The 15,757-nt window shown below is 62.7% G+C and carries 10 protein-coding genes and 2 pseudogenes; 10 read left to right on the forward strand and 2 right to left on the reverse strand.

Annotation, left to right across the window (positions count from 1 at the left end):
• Positions 1–184 precede the first annotated feature (184 nt).
• The 6 genes and pseudogenes from ACODSV_RS24120 (at position 185) to ACODSV_RS24145 (ending at position 6,542) form a co-directional block, all read left to right on the forward strand.
• Complete coding sequence (locus tag ACODSV_RS24120) at positions 185–2,335, forward strand: DUF1631 domain-containing protein (protein ID WP_024073389.1); 2,151 nt, start codon at positions 185–187, stop codon at positions 2,333–2,335.
• A gap of 61 nt (positions 2,336–2,396) precedes the next feature.
• Positions 2,397–2,960 carry a 1,6-anhydro-N-acetylmuramyl-L-alanine amidase AmpD gene (ampD, locus tag ACODSV_RS24125; protein ID WP_024073390.1) on the forward strand — a complete coding sequence of 188 codons (564 nt, stop codon included), beginning with the start codon at positions 2,397–2,399 and terminating at the stop codon, positions 2,958–2,960.
• Positions 2,957–3,793 (forward strand): regulatory signaling modulator protein AmpE, encoded by an 837-nt coding sequence (ampE, locus tag ACODSV_RS24130; RefSeq protein ID WP_150054128.1) that lies wholly within the window; start codon positions 2,957–2,959, stop codon positions 3,791–3,793. The genes ampD and ampE overlap by 4 nt, the downstream gene beginning before the upstream one ends.
• Positions 3,794–4,913: 1,120 nt before the next feature.
• Positions 4,914–5,117, forward strand: a pseudogene (locus ACODSV_RS24135) (HAMP domain-containing protein); the annotation flags it as partial.
• 348 nt (positions 5,118–5,465) lie between these two features.
• Positions 5,466–5,975: pseudogene (locus ACODSV_RS24140) on the forward strand (methyl-accepting chemotaxis protein); the annotation flags it as partial.
• A gap of 129 nt (positions 5,976–6,104) precedes the next feature.
• Positions 6,105–6,542, forward strand: coding sequence for a hypothetical protein (locus ACODSV_RS24145; protein ID WP_024073393.1), 438 nt, complete (start codon positions 6,105–6,107; stop codon positions 6,540–6,542).
• On the opposite strand, the gene ACODSV_RS24150 is transcribed toward ACODSV_RS24145, so the two are convergent.
• Positions 6,489–7,265 carry a TatD family hydrolase gene (locus ACODSV_RS24150; protein WP_024073394.1) on the reverse strand — a complete coding sequence of 259 codons (777 nt, stop codon included), beginning with the start codon at positions 7,263–7,265 and terminating at the stop codon, positions 6,489–6,491. The two genes, ACODSV_RS24145 and ACODSV_RS24150, sit on opposite strands and share 54 nt — an antisense overlap.
• Positions 7,266–7,267: 2 nt before the next feature.
• On the reverse strand, positions 7,268–8,263 hold the full coding sequence (gene cra / locus ACODSV_RS24155; RefSeq protein WP_024073395.1) for a catabolite repressor/activator: 996 nt from the start codon (positions 8,261–8,263) through the stop codon (positions 7,268–7,270).
• Positions 8,264–8,557: 294 nt separating this feature from the next.
• Here cra and ptsP point away from each other — a divergent pair, with 294 nt between their 5' ends.
• The 4 genes from ptsP to ACODSV_RS24175 all read left to right on the forward strand — a co-directional run bounded on the left by ptsP (position 8,558) and on the right by ACODSV_RS24175 (position 15,719).
• On the forward strand, positions 8,558–11,416 hold the full coding sequence (ptsP, locus tag ACODSV_RS24160; protein ID WP_150095336.1) for a phosphoenolpyruvate--protein phosphotransferase: 2,859 nt from the start codon (positions 8,558–8,560) through the stop codon (positions 11,414–11,416).
• Entirely contained in the window at positions 11,417–12,358 is a 942-nt protein-coding gene (pfkB, locus tag ACODSV_RS24165; protein ID WP_150055866.1) for a 1-phosphofructokinase, read from the forward strand.
• Positions 12,359–12,369: 11 nt separating this feature from the next.
• Entirely contained in the window at positions 12,370–14,088 is a 1,719-nt protein-coding gene (locus ACODSV_RS24170; protein ID WP_150055867.1) for a PTS fructose-like transporter subunit IIB, read from the forward strand.
• Positions 14,089–14,177: 89 nt separating this feature from the next.
• Positions 14,178–15,719 carry an alkaline phosphatase D family protein gene (locus ACODSV_RS24175; RefSeq protein ID WP_150055868.1) on the forward strand — a complete coding sequence of 514 codons (1,542 nt, stop codon included), beginning with the start codon at positions 14,178–14,180 and terminating at the stop codon, positions 15,717–15,719.
• The last annotated feature ends 38 nt before the right edge of the window (positions 15,720–15,757 follow it).

Consider the following 15,757-nt stretch of genomic DNA (forward strand, 5'->3'; position numbering starts at 1 on the left):
CCTGCTCATTTACACGCCAATGACAGAGTTTGCTGGCGCAACGGCCCTCATTTGCAAGATAATCTCGCGCCTTGCAATTGGCGTCATAGCTTTGACGTACTGGTGATAACCGGAAAACCGCAGTGCCCAGCCGGCCCTGTACCCGATCGTTCCCCAACCCACACCGCCGTTTCAGGAGGCCAGGATGCACAATGACGGAAAGGTGGTGCCTATTCACAAGGCACAGGCCACGCCATCGCCGCTCGCTCGCCTGCCGGTGGTATTGCTGCAGGTTCGCGACAAGTCCGCGCAACAATTGCAGCAGGGCTTGCAGGAACTGTTCGATAACGCCGACGACACCCTGTTCGAAATGGCCGACAAGGCCCGCAACAACATCGATCACCATATTTTCTTTGAAGCCATGCGCGACTTGCGCCTCAAGCGCAAGAATTTCGAACGGGTGTTCATGGAGCAACTGTTCGAGGCCTTTGCCAACCTGGGCCAGGCTGGGCGCGGTGACCTGCAGTTGGTTCCGGTGGTTTCCTACGATACGGCGTCAGGCACCTCCAGCGATGACCGGGAAAAAACCGTGGCGTTGGAGGCCATGCTGGTTCGCGTGCGCCATCGCGATGGCTTGGCCCTGGGGCAATTGACCGCGCGCCTGAATGCATTGCTGGATAAGCACCTGGATGAGCGTGAGAACCCCCTGGGGCCGGCGTTGTTGTGTGAGTTCTTCCTGCGGGCAGGGCGCAGCCTCGGGGTGGAAATCCGCGTCAAGCTGATCATGCTCAAGCTATTTGAAAAGTACGTCCTCAGCGACGCCGACTACCTGTACGGCGAGGCCAATCAGTTGCTGGTTGCCACGGGGGTGCTGCCCGAGCTCAAGGCTGTGCCGTCGCGGCGCCTCGGCGGGCGGGCGACACGCGAGCATCCGCGTGAAGACAATGTGCCGACGTCCGATCAACCGGTCGACGAAAACGGCCAGCAAGCCTTTGCCGCCCTGCAGGAACTGCTGGCGGCCGTACGTGGCAGCGTGGCGCCCACCCTCGAAGCCAGTGCCGAACCTCAGCCGATTGCCACCCGTGACCTGTTGCGCCTGCTGTCGCACTTGCAGCAATACGTACCGGAGCCGGACGTCGAGGACGACTTCGACTTGCGCAACCAGCTTGAACAGCTGTTGACCCGGGTCAGTGTCAAGAGTGGCAAGTCCCGCGTGGTGGAGGATGCCGACGAAGACGTGATCAACCTGATCGCCCTGCTGTTCGAGTTCATGCTCAATGACCATGGCGTGCCTGACGCCTTCAAGGCCTTGATCGCACGCTTGCAGATTCCCTTGCTGAAAGTGGCGGTGCTGGATAAGAGTTTTTTCAGTCGCCCCAGCCACCCGGCCCGTCGGCTGCTCAATGAAATCGCGGCCATGGCCATGACCTGGAACCCGTGCGATGAGTATCAGCGCGACAGCCTGTACGTGCGCATCGAGCAGGTGGTACAGCGTTTGTTGAACGAGTTTGTCGAGGATCCGGCGATTTTTACCCAGCTTTTGACGGAGTTCTGCGCGTTTACCGCGAACGAGCGGCGCCGCAGTGAGCTGATCGAACAGCACACCCGTGACGCTGAAGCCGGGCACCTGCGTACCGAAGAGGCTCGCCAGCGCGTGGCGGATGTGCTGAACCGCCGGCTGCTGGGCAAAGTGCTGCCGCGCGCGGTGGTGCAGTTTCTCCAGCAGGCCTGGAGCCAGGTACTGTTGCTGGCCAGCCTCAAGCACGGCGAAGAGTCGGTGCAATGGCAGGCGGGGTTGCGGACCATGGACGAGTTGATCTGGAGTGTGAGCCTGCAGCAAGATACCGAGGCCGGGCGGCATTTACTGGAGCAACTACCGGGCTTGCTCAAAGCGTTGCGCGATGGCTTGACCAGCGCGGCGTTCGATCCTTTCAGTACGCGTGAGTTTTTTGTGCGGTTGCAGGCCCTGCATATTCAGCCGGGTGAGGGCGTCGAGACCCTGGTCGAAGTCAGCCAGCCGTTTGTGCTCAGCCCGGGCCTGCCCGACACCGCCGAGGACCTGCCGCTGGACGATCCCGCGCGGCTCAAGGTCCAGCAACTGCGTGTCGGAGGTTGGGTCGAGTTCCAGGCGCTTGAAGAACCCCCCCTGCGCTGCAAGCTTACGGCGATCATGGCACCGTCCAACCGCTACATTTTCGTCAACCGCATGGGGCTCAAGGTCTTGGAGAAAAGCGTCGGCCAACTGGCGCTGGCGTTCAAGCGTGGCACCTTGCGCCTGCTGGACGATGGCCTGTTGTTCGACCGCGCGCTGGCAGCGGTGACGAACACATTGCGTCAACTCAATCGCGGCAAGTGATCGCACCCACCGGGTGGAACGCGGCATACTGGTCACACTTCGTCACGTTCAAGGATCCTGTATGCAGTTGGACCCCACCAGCGGCTGGTGCCAGGGCATTGCGCATTGCCCTTCGCCCAACTTCAACGAGCGCCCCACCGGCGAAATCTCACTGTTGGTGGTGCATAACATCAGCCTGCCGCCAGCGCAGTTCGCGACCGGCAAGGTGCAGGCGTTTTTCCAGAATCGCCTGGATGTCACGGAACATCCCTACTTTGAAGGGATTGCCGACTTACGGGTGTCTGCGCATTTTCTGATTGAGCGCGACGGCACGGTGACGCAGTTTGTATCGTGCCTCGACCGGGCCTGGCATGCCGGGGTTTCGTGCTTCGATGGGCGTGAGACCTGCAATGACTTTTCCCTTGGTATCGAACTGGAAGGTACGGATGACTTGCCGTTCACGGATGCGCAGTATGCGTCGCTGATCGACCTGACGCGCCAGCTGCTGGTGGCTTACCCCGACATTACCCGTCAGCGTATTTGTGGCCACAGTGATATCGCGCCGGGGCGCAAGACCGACCCTGGCCCCGCTTTTGATTGGGTACGCTTTCGTAGCGCCCTGCAGGATGGAGGACACGCACAATGAGTTTCCTGGTATTGGTGCTGGCCGTGTGGATCGAGAAATTCTCGGCCTTGCGCCAGCGGTTGCAGCGTGATGGCGGCTGGTTACGCGAGCTGGCCAAGTTGGAGGCGAGCCCGCGCATGGGCAAGCAGCCGTGGCTGATCCTGGCGCTGCTGGTGTTGTTGCCGGTGGCCTTGCTGGCCTTGCTGCTGCTGGTACTGGAGCCGGTGGCCTACGGCCTGTTGGCGTTGCCGGTGCACCTGTTGGTGGTGATCTACAGCCTGGGGCGGGGGGATCTGCTCGCCGGCCTCGGACCGTTTCGCGATGCGTGGCGCCGGGGCGACTTGCAGGCCGCCGAGCATGTGGCCGAGCGAGACCTGAAGATCGCAGCGGACAGCGGGGAACAACTGCTGGAACGGGTTCAGGGCCATCTTCTATGGCAGGCCTACCAGAGTTTCTTCGCGGTGATCTTCTGGTACTTCCTGCTGGGCCCTGTCGCGGCCCTGGCTTATCGCCTGCTGGCACTGGCCAGTGGGCACAGCCAGAACCCCTTGGTAGCCGAGCGTGCCGGCCAACTGCGCCATGCCTTCGACTGGTTACCGGTGCGCTTGCTGGCGGCCAGCTTTGCCCTGGTGGGCAACTTTGTCGCGGTCAGCCGTGTGATGCTTCACGAATTGCTGAGCTGGGATATCAGCGCCGCGCAGTTGGTCGAAAAAGTCGGTCTGGTGGCCGCTGAGATTCCGCCGCCGGTGGTGGGGGCTGATGGCATCAACAGCCTGGATCGCCTGTGGGAACTGCTGCTGCGTGCGGCGGTGCTGTGGTATGCCGGGTTCGCCATCTGGACGGTGCTGCCCTGACCCGGGAGGAGCCGGCCCGCCGGCTCCGTTCTCGTTAACCTTAAGTTACAAAACTCCCTTTCGATTTGAGCTATACAGACGGAGCGCCAAATAGTGGCTTTCTGCCGCCGCCCTGCGCCTCAAATAAAAATAATAGGAAGGGAGTTCACCCGTGAAGAGCTTGCTCTATCCCGCCGTCGCGCTGATGAACCGCCTGAGCTTCGGCATGAAGTTCAGCCTGATCAGTGTGCTGTTCCTGCTGCCCATGCTGGCGACCAACTATTTCCTGGTGCGTGATTCGTGGCGTGAATTCCAGGGCACCCGCATCGAACTGCAAAGCCTCGACCTGCTCGGCAGCAGCCTGGCCCTGCGCCGCGACCTGGAAACCCTCAACAACCAGGTGCAAATCAACGCAACCCTGGGCCAGTCCGGCAAGGCTGGCGACCTTGAAGGCAAGATCAGCACGTTGGAGCAGCATGTGTTGGCACGGGTGCAGGGGCTCACGGCCATGACCACCGACCCTGAGCAAATTGCCGCCTTCGATGCCAAGCGCGACGAATTGATCGCTGCCTTCAAGGCCCAGCAGCAGGAGTCTTCCCTGCTGAGTAAAAGCGCGCTGATCGGCAAGTTGCTCAACAAAGCGCAGATGCTCAGCCAGATCATCGCCAGCCAGGCCGGCTTGAGCCGCGACCCCCAGAGCGATTTGCGCCAGCTCAGCGAGCTGATCACCAGCATCACCCCGCAGGTCACCCAGACGCTTGGGGAGGGGCGGGCGATGGGCGCCTATTCCCTGGGCCAGGGGTTCCTCAATTCGTCCTCCAGCACCCGCTTTGACGAGTTGCTGCAGCAACTGGAAAAACTCCACGCCGAATACGCCCTGAAACTCCAGGACGCCCTCGGTTCCAGCCAGGCCGCCCACGCTGCGCTCGACAGCCTGGCCAAGGCCAGCAATGCCAGCCTCAAGCAAGCCAGCGAGGTCTTCGAAGAGCAGGTGGTGATGGCTGAAACCCTCGACGCACCGTGGCAGGGTTTCTACGACAACGTCAGCCAACTGATGGCCCAGACCTATCAGCTCGATGAAGCCACGCTGGCGTTTCTCGGGCACCAGTTGGAGCAGCGCCTGGCGCAGTACCGTACGCACATGGTGGTGCTGGTGTGTGCCCTGGCGGCGGTGTTTTTGCTGATCTTCTATTTGTACGCTGGCTTCTATGCCTCCACCCGCACCACCCTGCGACGCCTGGGGGTGATGATGGACAAGGTGGCGGCGGGCGACATGACGGTCACGTTCGTCGCTCATAGTCGCGACGAGCTGGGGGAACTGGGCGAGGTGTTCAATGGCACCGTGGCCAAGATCCACGACCTGATCGAGCGCGTCGGCCACACCGTCGGCCAGGTCGAGTTGCAAGCCAGCCAAGTGGAGGCGGTCTCAGTCCGCAGCAACCAGGCGGTGTCCGGCCAGCGCAGCCAGATCGAGCAAGTGGCGACCGCCATGAACCAGATGTCCTCCACGGCCCAGGAAGTGGCGCGCAATGCGGCGGCGGCGGTCAGCAGCGCCCATAGCGTCAACGATGAAACCGTCAGCGGTCGTGGCCTGGTGCAATCCCAGCAAGGCAGCATCGCGCGCCTGGCCTTGGACATTGATGAGTCGGTACGGGTGATCAACCAGTTGGCGACCGATAGCCAATCGATCAGCAGCGTGCTGGAAGTGATCAAGAGCATTGCCGAGCAAACCAATCTACTGGCGCTGAACGCCGCGATTGAAGCCGCTCGCGCCGGAGAGCAGGGGCGCGGTTTTGCGGTGGTGGCCGATGAAGTACGTACCCTCGCGCGGCGGACCCAGCATTCCACCGAGGAAATCGAGCAGATGATCAGCCGCTTGCACAGTGGTGTCGACGCGGCGGTCAAGGCTATGGGAACCAGCCATGCCATGGCGAATGGCACGGTGGGGCAGTCGGAAAAGGTCCAGCAGGCCTTGGAAAACATCCTGGGTGCCGTCGGCATGATCGTCGATCAGAACCAGCAGATTGCGGCGGCCGTGGAGCAGCAAACCGCCGTCGCCCACGATATCGACCAGAACATCGTCGAAATCAATCGTGCAGGTGAACATGCCGCCCAGGGTGCCCATCAGGCCGAGGCGGCCAGCCGGCAGTTGTCGCGCCAGGTGATTGAGTTGAAGCAATTGATCGGCGCGTTTCGCGTGTAAGACTGTTGAGTAGGATGTTTCTTTTGCTGGAGTGGTACTTGTCTTGATTTTCTTGTACTTCGTCTTTGCTGCCGAGAATGGGTGAGAATTTGTTTCAGCCAATAATCACAGTCCAAGGGAGGCAAGACGATGACCGCTGCCATAGGCATCAAAGGGCACTGCGCCCATTGCGACATCACCTTCGAACTCAAGCCTTGGCAGTTGAATGCCATTGCCATTGAAGAACCCTTCGATTGCCCGTACTGCCATAGGATTCTGCAGTTGTGCTGCACCCGGCAACTGCGTCAGTTCAGGGCACTGGACCATTGGGCCTTGGTACGACTGAGCATGGTGGTGTTCACCTGCGTGGCCCTGATCGTGGCGTTGGTGGCAGAGTGGCTCGGGCTGATCAGCGTTATCGGGCAGTTGAATATTTCACTGCTGGTGCTGTTGGTGCATTTCCTGGTGGCACGCTACGCCCGTCATCGGCAGCGGATGACCTTGGACCTGCAAGTGGTCAGGCCGGTCAACGCCCTACCAATTGAACAACTCGCACGCATTGCGTGTGCTCGCTTCAGCCAGCAATAGCGGGCTGAGGCCCATGCGTTCGGCCAGCGCGGTGCAGATATCGGGCAAGTGTTGCGGGCTGTTACGCTGGCCGGGGTACATGGCGGGGGCCATGTCCGGCGAATCGGTTTCCAGCACCACCGCGTCCAGGGGCAGTTGGGCGAGCACCTTATGCATGCGCAGGGCCTGGGGCCAGGTGGCGGCACCGCCCAGGCCCAGCTTGAAACCCAGCTTGATGTATTCGCGCGCTTCTTCCCGGCTACCGGCAAAGGCGTGGATGATGCCGCCCCGTGGCAGGCGGATACGCTTGAGGGTGGCAATCACGGCGGCATGGCTGCGGCGTACGTGCAACAGCGCCGGCAGTTGGAAATCGACGGCCAGTTTCAGTTGGGCTTCAAACAGGTGTTGCTGGCGTGTGCGGTCCAGTTGTTCGAGGAAGTAATCCAGGCCGATCTCGCCGACGGCGCACAGTTGTCGATGGCCGTGCAGGCGGGTCAGCCAATCGCCCAGCTCCGTCAGGTCGGCGGGGCGATGGTCATCGAGGTACACCGGGTGCAGGCCGAAGGCGGCGAACAAGCCTTCATCGCCTTGCACCAGGTCCCACAACCGCTGCCAATTCTGCTGATACACCCCCAGTACCACCATGCGCTGCACGCCGAGTTGGCGGCTGTGGGCGAGGACTTCCCGGCGATCGCTGTCGAAGTCCGGAAAGTCGAGGTGGGTGTGGGTGTCAATCAGCTCCACGCTCAAGCCTCGTGAATACGCCGCTTGAAGGTCCGGCCGATGGCATGCACGCCGGGTTGGTACTGCTCTTCTTCGATGGCGGCCAGGGCCAGGCGCAACGCCGTGTCGGCGATCAACTGATGTTGCTGGGCCATGGCATTGACCGGCAACGGCAGGAAGTCCAGCAACTGCGTATCACCAAAGGTCCCCAGGCGTAGCGGGCGAGACCTGAGCGGGAAATCATGCAGCGCGTCGAACACCCCTTGCAGCAGCACGTAAGAGGTGGTCACCAGCGCGTCAGGCAAATGCCCCAGTTGATGGAGAAGTTGCTCCATCAGTTGGCGGCCACAATCGCGGCTGAAGGCCTCGCCCTGTTCGACGATCACTTCGCCGGTAAAACCTTGCAGTGCTTCACGGAAACCGGCGGCGCGCTCCTGGCTGATGCTCAACTCAGGCCGCGCACCGATCAGTGCGATCTGCTTGGGCACCGGTTGCAGCAGGCTGCTGGTCAGTTGCTGGCAGGCCTGGCGGTCGTCGCTGACCACCGAGCAGAACTGTTCGGCGTTCATCACCCGGTCGATGGCAATCACCGGCAAACCCTTGGTTTGTAACTCGCGATAGCTGTCGTCGCTGGCCGGCAGGCAACTGGCGACAAACAGCGCATCGCAGCGTCGGGCGCGGAACAGTTGCAGCAGTTGGCGTTCGCTGTCGGCATTGTCGTCGGAGCTGGCGATCAGCAATTGATAACCACGCGCGCGGGCGCCTTGTTCCAATAGCTTGGCGATCCGTGCGTAACTGGGGTTTTCCAGGTCCGGCAGGATAAAACCCAGCGTGCGGGTATGCCGGCTGCGCAGCCCGGCTGCCTGGGGGTTGGGCGTAAAGCCATGGGCTTCGACCACCGCACGCACGCGCTCGACGGTCGCGCTGCTGATGCGTTGCTGTTCGGCTTTGCCGTTGATGACATAACTGGCGGTGGTTACGGACACACCGGCCAGACGTGCGATATCACTGAGTTTCAAACCGGGATTTCCTTGTTTTTTAGAGCTGGCCCCGACATTTTGTCCAATCGTAACCGATTACTGCACACGACTAATGTCTCAGCTCAAGTGCCGAGTGGTTCTTCAAGGATGCGCAATTAACGCGTAATCTGCCATAAATTCTAGATTAAACGTTTCAGCAGGCGTATTTTTGCGATGTTCGCTACTGAGTGGCTACTGCCAATTGACTGCTCAGTCGCTTATTCATGATCAACTTTATACTGATTTATTCAAAACAATACCTAGTGCGCCCGCCGCACTAACTAGGAGAACGGCATGCTTGAGCTCACTCACGAGCAGATATCCATGGGCCAGGTGGCTGTGGATAAATCTGCTGCCTTGCACCTGCTCGCTGACCAGTTGGTGGCCGATGGCCTGGTCGCCGAGGGTTATCTCAGCGGCTTGCAAGCCCGTGAAGCCCAAGGTTCGACCTTTCTCGGCCAAGGGATCGCCATCCCCCACGGGACTCCCGAAACCCGCGACCAGGTATTTTCCACCGGCGTGCGCCTGCTGCAGTTCCCCGAAGGGGTGGATTGGGGCGACGGCCAGATCGTTTACCTGGCGATTGGCATTGCCGCCAAATCCGATGAACACCTGCGCTTGCTGCAACTGCTGACCCGCGCCCTCGGTGAAACCGACCTGGGCCAGGCGCTGCGTCGTGCCGGTTCCGCCGAGGCCTTGCTGAAGTTGCTGCAAGGCGCGCCGCAGGAGTTGGCGCTGGATGCACAGATGATCAGCCTGGGCGTGTCGGCCGACGATTTTGAAGAACTGGTATGGCGCGGTGCTCGTCTGCTGCGCCAGGCCGACTGCGTCAGCAATGGCTTTGCCGCGGTGTTGCAGCAAGTCGATGCGTTGCCCCTGGGCGATGGCCTGTGGTGGCTGCACAGCGAGCAAACGGTCAAGCGCCCTGGCCTGGCGTTTGTCACGCCGGATAAACCCATGCGTTACCTCGGCCAGCCGTTGAATGGTCTGTTCTGCCTGGCCAGCCTCGGTGAAGCGCACCAGGCTTTGCTGGAGCGCCTGTGCGCGTTGTTGATCGAAGGTCGCGGCCAGGAACTGGGGCGCGCCACCAGCAGCCGTGCGGTACTCGAAGTGCTCGGCGGCGAACTGCCGCCCGACTGGCCCAGTGTGCGCATCACCCTGGCTAATGCCCATGGGCTGCACGCGCGGCCGGCGAAGATCCTCGCGCAATTGGCGAAAAGCTTCGAGGGCGATATCCGTGTGCGTATCGTCGATGGCCCGGTGGGCGCGGTGTCGGTAAAAAGCTTGAGTAAGCTGCTCAGCCTCGGTGCACGGCGTGGTCAGGTACTGGAGTTTGTCGCGGAACCTACCATCGCCGGCGATGCGCTGCCTGCGTTGTTGGCGGCGGTGGAGGAAGGGCTTGGCGAAGACGTCGAGCCATTGCCGACCGTGGTGGCCCAGGTTGAAATCCTCGATATCGAACCGCTGGTCAGCGCGCCGTTGGCCGGCAGCCAGCTCCAGGCCATCGCCGCCGCCCCCGGCATCGCCATCGGCCCGGCGCATATCCAGGTGCTGCAACCCTTCGACTACCCGCTGCGGGGTGAGTCTTCGGCCATTGAGCGCCAGCGCTTGCAGGCCGCACTCAACGACGTGCGTCGCGATATCCAGGGCTTGATCGAACGCAGCCAGGCCAAGGCGATCCGCGAGATTTTCATCACCCACCAGGAAATGCTCGACGACCCGGAACTGACCGATGAAGTCGACACCCGCCTCAAGCAGGGCGAAAGCGCCGAGGCGGCCTGGATGAGCGTGATCGAAGCCGCCGCCAAGCAGCAGGAGGCGTTGCAGGACGCCTTGCTGGCCGAGCGCGCCGCTGACCTGCGCGACATTGGTCGCCGCGTGCTGGCACAACTGTGCGGTATTGAAACGGCCCAGGAGCCGCACGACCCCTACATCCTGGTGATGGACGAGGTCGGCCCGTCGGATGTGGCGCGGCTCGACCCGGCGCGGGTCGCGGGTATCCTCACTGCCCGTGGCGGGGCGACGGCCCACAGTGCCATCGTCGCCCGTGCCCTTGGCATCCCCGCGTTGGTGGGCGCCGGCCCGGGCGTGTTGCTGCTGGCCGCCGGCACCCTGTTATTGCTCGATGGCCAGCGAGGCCGCCTGCATGTCACCCCGGACACTGCCACCCTGCAACGCGCCACCGTTGAACGCGACACCCGCGAGCAACGCCTGCAAGCCGCCTCGGCGCAGCGCCACGAACCTGCGGTGACCCGCGACGGCCACGCCGTGGAAGTGTTCGCCAACATCGGCGAAAGCGCCGGCGTAGCGAGTGCGGTGGAGCAGGGCGCCGAAGGCATTGGCTTGCTGCGCACCGAACTGATTTTCATGGCCCACCCGCAAGCGCCGGACGAAGCCACCCAGGAAGCTGAATACCGGCGTGTGCTCGACGGCCTCGACGGTCGCCCGCTGGTGGTGCGCACCCTCGATGTGGGGGGCGATAAACCGTTGCCGTATTGGCCGATCGCCGAGGAAGAAAACCCCTTCCTCGGGGTGCGCGGCATTCGCCTCACCTTGCAACGCCCGCAGATCATGGAGGCGCAATTGCGCGCGCTGCTGCGCTCGGCGGATAACCGGCCGCTGCGCATCATGTTCCCTATGGTGGGCAGCGTGGATGAGTGGCGCGCAGCACGGGACATGACCGAGCGCCTGCGCCTGGAAATCCCGGTGGCCGATCTGCAACTGGGGATCATGATCGAGGTGCCGTCGGCTGCGTTGCTCGCACCGGTGCTGGCCAAGGAAGTGGATTTCTTCAGCGTTGGCACCAACGACCTGACCCAATACACCCTGGCCATCGACCGCGGCCACCCAACGCTGTCGGCCCAGGCCGATGGCTTGCACCCGGCCGTGTTGCAACTGATCGATATCACCGTGCGCGCGGCCCATGCCCATGGCAAATGGGTCGGTGTGTGCGGCGAGCTGGCCGCCGATCCGCTGGCGGTGCCGGTGCTGGTGGGCCTGGGCGTGGACGAGTTGAGTGTGTCGGCGCGCAGCATTCCCGAAGTGAAGGCGCGCGTGCGCGAATTCAGTCTGAGCGAGGCCCAGGGCCTGGCGCAAAAAGCACTTGCGGTGGGCTCGCCCGCCGAAGTGCGAGCCCTTGTGGAGGCCGTGTAGATGGCAAGGATTCTGACCCTGACGCTGAACCCGGCGTTGGACCTTACGGTGTGCTTGGCGCGCCTGGAGCCCGGTGAAGTCAACCGCAGCGAACCCCTGCAGACCCACGCGGCCGGCAAGGGCGTGAACGTGGCCCAGGTGTTGGCTGACCTGGGCCATCAAGTGACGGTCGGTGGTTTTCTGGGGGAAGACAACCCCCAAGCGTTCGAGGCGCTGATCGCTCGCCGTGGTTTTGTCGATGCGTTTATCCGCGTGCCGGGTGAAACCCGCAGCAACATCAAGATTGCCGAGCAGGATGGCCGCGTCACCGACATCAATGCGCCGGGCCCGCTGGTCAGCGAGCAGGCGCAGCAAGCGTTGCTCAACCAACTCATGCTGATCGCCCCCGGGCACGATGCGGTGGTGGTCGCCGGCAGTTTGCCGCGTGGCGTCAGCCCGCAGTGGTTCGAAGGCCTGTTGGTGCAGTTGAAAGGCCTCGGTTTGAAGGTCGCTCTGGACACCAGCGGCGCCGCGTTGCGCGCCGGGTTGAACGCTGGCCCATGGCTGATCAAACCCAACACCGAAGAATTGGCTGACGCCCTGGATTGCCCCACGGATTCCGTCGCGCAACAAGCCGACGCGGCTGAGCATCTGCACGCGCGGGGCGTTGAGCATGTGGTGGTATCCCACGGTGCCGACGGCGTGAACTGGTTCAGCCCGGGCACGGCGCTGCAGGCCACGCCGCCCAAGGTCCGCGTCGCCAGCACCGTAGGCGCGGGGGATTCGTTGCTGGCCGGCATGCTCCACGGTTTGCTCAGCTTCGATGTACCCGAAACCACCTTGCGCCGCGCCACGGCGATTGCCGCCATGGCGGTGACGCAGATCGGCTTTGGCATCAGCGATGACGCGCAGTTGGCGCGCCTCGAAAGCGGCGTCCATGTGCGCCCGCTGACAGAACAATAAGAGGGTTTGTGATGAAGTTAGCCATTGTTACCGCCTGCCCGAACGGTATGGTCACCAGTGTGCTGTGCGCGCGCTTGCTGGACGCTGCCGCGCAGCGCCAGGGGTGGAGCACCAGCGTCGAAGTGGTCGACGTGCAGCGCCCGGAACGGCAGTTGTCCCAGGCGATCATCGACGACGCCGAATGGGTCTTGCTGGTCAGCAGCACCCCGGTGGACATGCAGCGGTTTGTCGGCAAGCGCGTGTTCCAGAGCACCCCGGCGCAGGCGTTGCAGGACGTTGACGCGGTACTGCGCCGTGGCGCAGAAGAAGCCCGGGAGTATGTCGTCAGCCAAGCCCCGGTGGCGACGAAGCAGGCCCCGCGTATCGTCGCGATTACCGCCTGCCCCACCGGTGTCGCGCACACCTTCATGGCCGCCGAAGCCTTGCAGCAGGCGGCCAAGCGCCTGGGTTATGACTTGCAGGTGGAAACCCAGGGATCGGTCGGCGCGCGCACACCGCTGAGCCCGCAGGCGATTGTCGACGCTGACGTGGTGCTGCTGGCGGCGGATATTGAAGTCGCCACCGAGCGATTTGCCGGCAAGAAGATCTACCGCTGCGGCACCGGCATCGCCCTCAAGCAGGCCGAGGCGACTCTTAATAAGGCCCTCGCCGAAGGCGCCGTGGAAAGCGCGGCCAGCGGTGCGGTAGCCAAGTCGGAAAAAACCGGGGTGTACAAACACCTGTTGACCGGTGTGTCGTTCATGTTGCCGATGGTGGTGGCGGGCGGCTTGTTGATCGCCTTGTCATTTGTGTTCGGCATCCATGCCTTCGAAGAAAAAGGCACCCTGGCAGCGGCCCTCAAGACCGTTGGCGACCAGGCCTTTATGCTGATGGTGCCGCTGCTGGCGGGCTATATCGCCTACTCCATCGCCGACCGTCCGGGCCTGGCCCCCGGCATGATCGGCGGGCTGCTGGCCGGTACGCTGGGCGCCGGGTTTATCGGCGGGATTCTCGCCGGTTTCCTCGCCGGCTACTGCGTCAAGCTGATCACCCGCGCGATACGTTTGCCGCAGAGCCTGGAGGCACTCAAGCCGATCCTGATCATCCCGTTGCTGGCGAGTTTGTTCACCGGCCTGGCGATGATTTACCTGGTCGGCCCACCCGTGGCGCGTCTGCTCACGGGGCTGACGGATTTTCTCAGCACCATGGGCACCACCAACGCGGTGCTGCTGGGCATTCTGTTGGGCGGCATGATGTGTGTCGACCTCGGCGGGCCGATCAACAAGGCCGCGTACGCGTTCTCCGTCGGCTTGCTGGCGGCATCGAGCGGCGCACCGATGGCTGCGACCATGGCGGCGGGTATGGTGCCGCCAATCGGCATGGGCATCGCCACGTTCCTGGCGCGGCGCAAGTTCGCCCAGACCGAGCGTGAAGCGGGCAAGGCCGCGATGATTCTGGGCTTGTGCTTTATCTCCGAAGGCGCGATCCCGTTCGCCGCCAAGGACCCACTGCGGGTGATCCCCTCCAGCATCGCTGGGGGTGCCCTGACGGGAGCGCTGTCGATGTACTTTGGCTGCAAGCTGGCGGCGCCCCATGGTGGGTTGTTTGTGTTGATCATCCCGAATGCGATGAACCATGCGCTGTTGTATCTGCTGGCGATCGTCGCCGGTAGCCTGCTGACCGGGCTGGTGTATGCACTGATCAAACGTCCGGAAGCGGTGGAACTGACGGCCGCGCCCGCCCAAGCCTGACGCCATGGACAATGTGGGTGGGGCGGTGTCACATCCACTTCATCCACGCGTGTTCAACTTGCCCTTTTGATACTCAAGAGGGCACCTGCATGAGCCACTTCGACCTTGGCCGTCGCCGCGTGATGCAAGTCGTCGGCGCCGGCCTGTTGCTGCCTGGCCTGGCGCCGGCGGTAATCGCGTCGGTCAAAGACCGTCCGCAACTGACCGATGGTGTGCAGTCCGGCGACCTGCTCGGTGATCGCGCGATGATCTGGAGCCGCAGCGACCGCCCGGCGCGGATGGTGGTGGAGTGGGACACCCGCAGTGTGTTCAGTAACCCGCGCCGATTCGTCTCGCCGCTGGCCGACAGCCGCAGCGACTTTACCGCGCGTGTCGAACTCACCGGCCTGCGCGCCGACCAGGCGATTTTCTACCGCGTGCACTTCGAAGATGCCCAGACTGGCGTCGCCAGCGAACCGTGGTTCGGCCACTTGCGCAGCGTGCCGCAACAGCGCCGCGATATTCGTTTTGTATGGAGCGGCGACACCGTCGGCCAAGGCTTCGGGATCAATCCGGACATTGGCGGCATGCGCATCTACGAAGCCATGCGCCTGCGCTTGCCGGACTTTTTTATCCACAGTGGCGACACCATCTACGCCGACGGCCCGGTCCCTGCGCAACTGACCACCGAGGGCGGGCGCATCTGGCGCAACATCACCACCGAAGCCAAGAGCAAAGTTGCTGAAAGCCTCGACGACTATCGTGGTAACTACCGTTACAACCTGCTGGATGAAAACGTGCGGCGCTTCAACGCCGAGGTGCCGCAGATCTGGCAGTGGGACGACCATGAGGTGGTGAACAACTGGTCGCCGAGCAAGCAGTTGGATGAGCGTTACCAGATCAAGGACATCAACACCCTGGTCGGCCGCGCGCGCCAGGCGTGGCTGGAATATTCGCCGATGCGCCGACAAAGCGCCGACGGTGGCGGGCGCATCTACCGCAAGCTCAGTTATGGCCCTTTGTTGGATGTCTTCGTGCTCGACATGCGCAGTTATCGCGGCCCCAACGACGACAACCTGGGCGGCGAAAAACCCTTCCTTGGCCGTGAGCAACTGGACTGGCTCAAGCGCGAACTCAAGGCTTCCCAGGCCCAGTGGAAGGTGATTGCCGCCGACATGCCTATCGGCCTCGGTGTGCCCGACGGTGAAGTCAGCCCCGGCGTGCCGCGCTGGGAAGCCATCGCCAACGGCGACCCAGGCCCGGCGCAAGGTCGAGAGTTGGAGATTGCCGAATTGTTGGGGTTTCTACGTGCCCAACAGGTACACAACCACGTGTGGCTGACGGCCGATGTGCATTACTGCGCGGCGCACCATTACCACCCGGATCGTGCGGCGTTCCAGGATTTCGAGCCGTTCTGGGAGTTTGTCGCCGGGCCTTTGAATGCGGGCAGCTTCGGTCCGAATCCGCTGGATAAAACCTTTGGGCCTGAGGTGGTGTTCGAGAAGGCCCCACCGGCGCAGAACACCTCGCCGTTTGCCGGGTTCCAGTTTTTTGGCGAGGTGCAGATTGATGGGCAGACGGCAGAGTTGACGGTGATGCTGCGCGATCTGGATGGGGTTTCAGTGTTCGAGCAAAAGCTGCAACCGGTCTGACTTGGAATACAGTCAAAAACTGACTTGGAATACAGTCA

The sequence above is a fragment of the Pseudomonas sp. FG86 genome (assembly GCF_057808775.1).

Coding starts and splice junctions, on each gene's coding strand:
- ptsP (WP_150095336.1), top strand. CDS start 8,558: ATGCTTGAGCTCACTCACGAGCAGATATCCATGGGCCAGGTGGCTGTG.
- ACODSV_RS24170 (WP_150055867.1), top strand. CDS start 12,370: ATGAAGTTAGCCATTGTTACCGCCTGCCCGAACGGTATGGTCACCAGT.
- ampD (WP_024073390.1), top strand. CDS start 2,397: ATGCAGTTGGACCCCACCAGCGGCTGGTGCCAGGGCATTGCGCATTGC.
- ACODSV_RS24175 (WP_150055868.1), top strand. CDS start 14,178: ATGAGCCACTTCGACCTTGGCCGTCGCCGCGTGATGCAAGTCGTCGGC.
- ampE (WP_150054128.1), top strand. CDS start 2,957: ATGAGTTTCCTGGTATTGGTGCTGGCCGTGTGGATCGAGAAATTCTCG.
- ACODSV_RS24145 (WP_024073393.1), top strand. CDS start 6,105: ATGACCGCTGCCATAGGCATCAAAGGGCACTGCGCCCATTGCGACATC.
- pfkB (WP_150055866.1), top strand. CDS start 11,417: ATGGCAAGGATTCTGACCCTGACGCTGAACCCGGCGTTGGACCTTACG.
- ACODSV_RS24120 (WP_024073389.1), top strand. CDS start 185: ATGCACAATGACGGAAAGGTGGTGCCTATTCACAAGGCACAGGCCACG.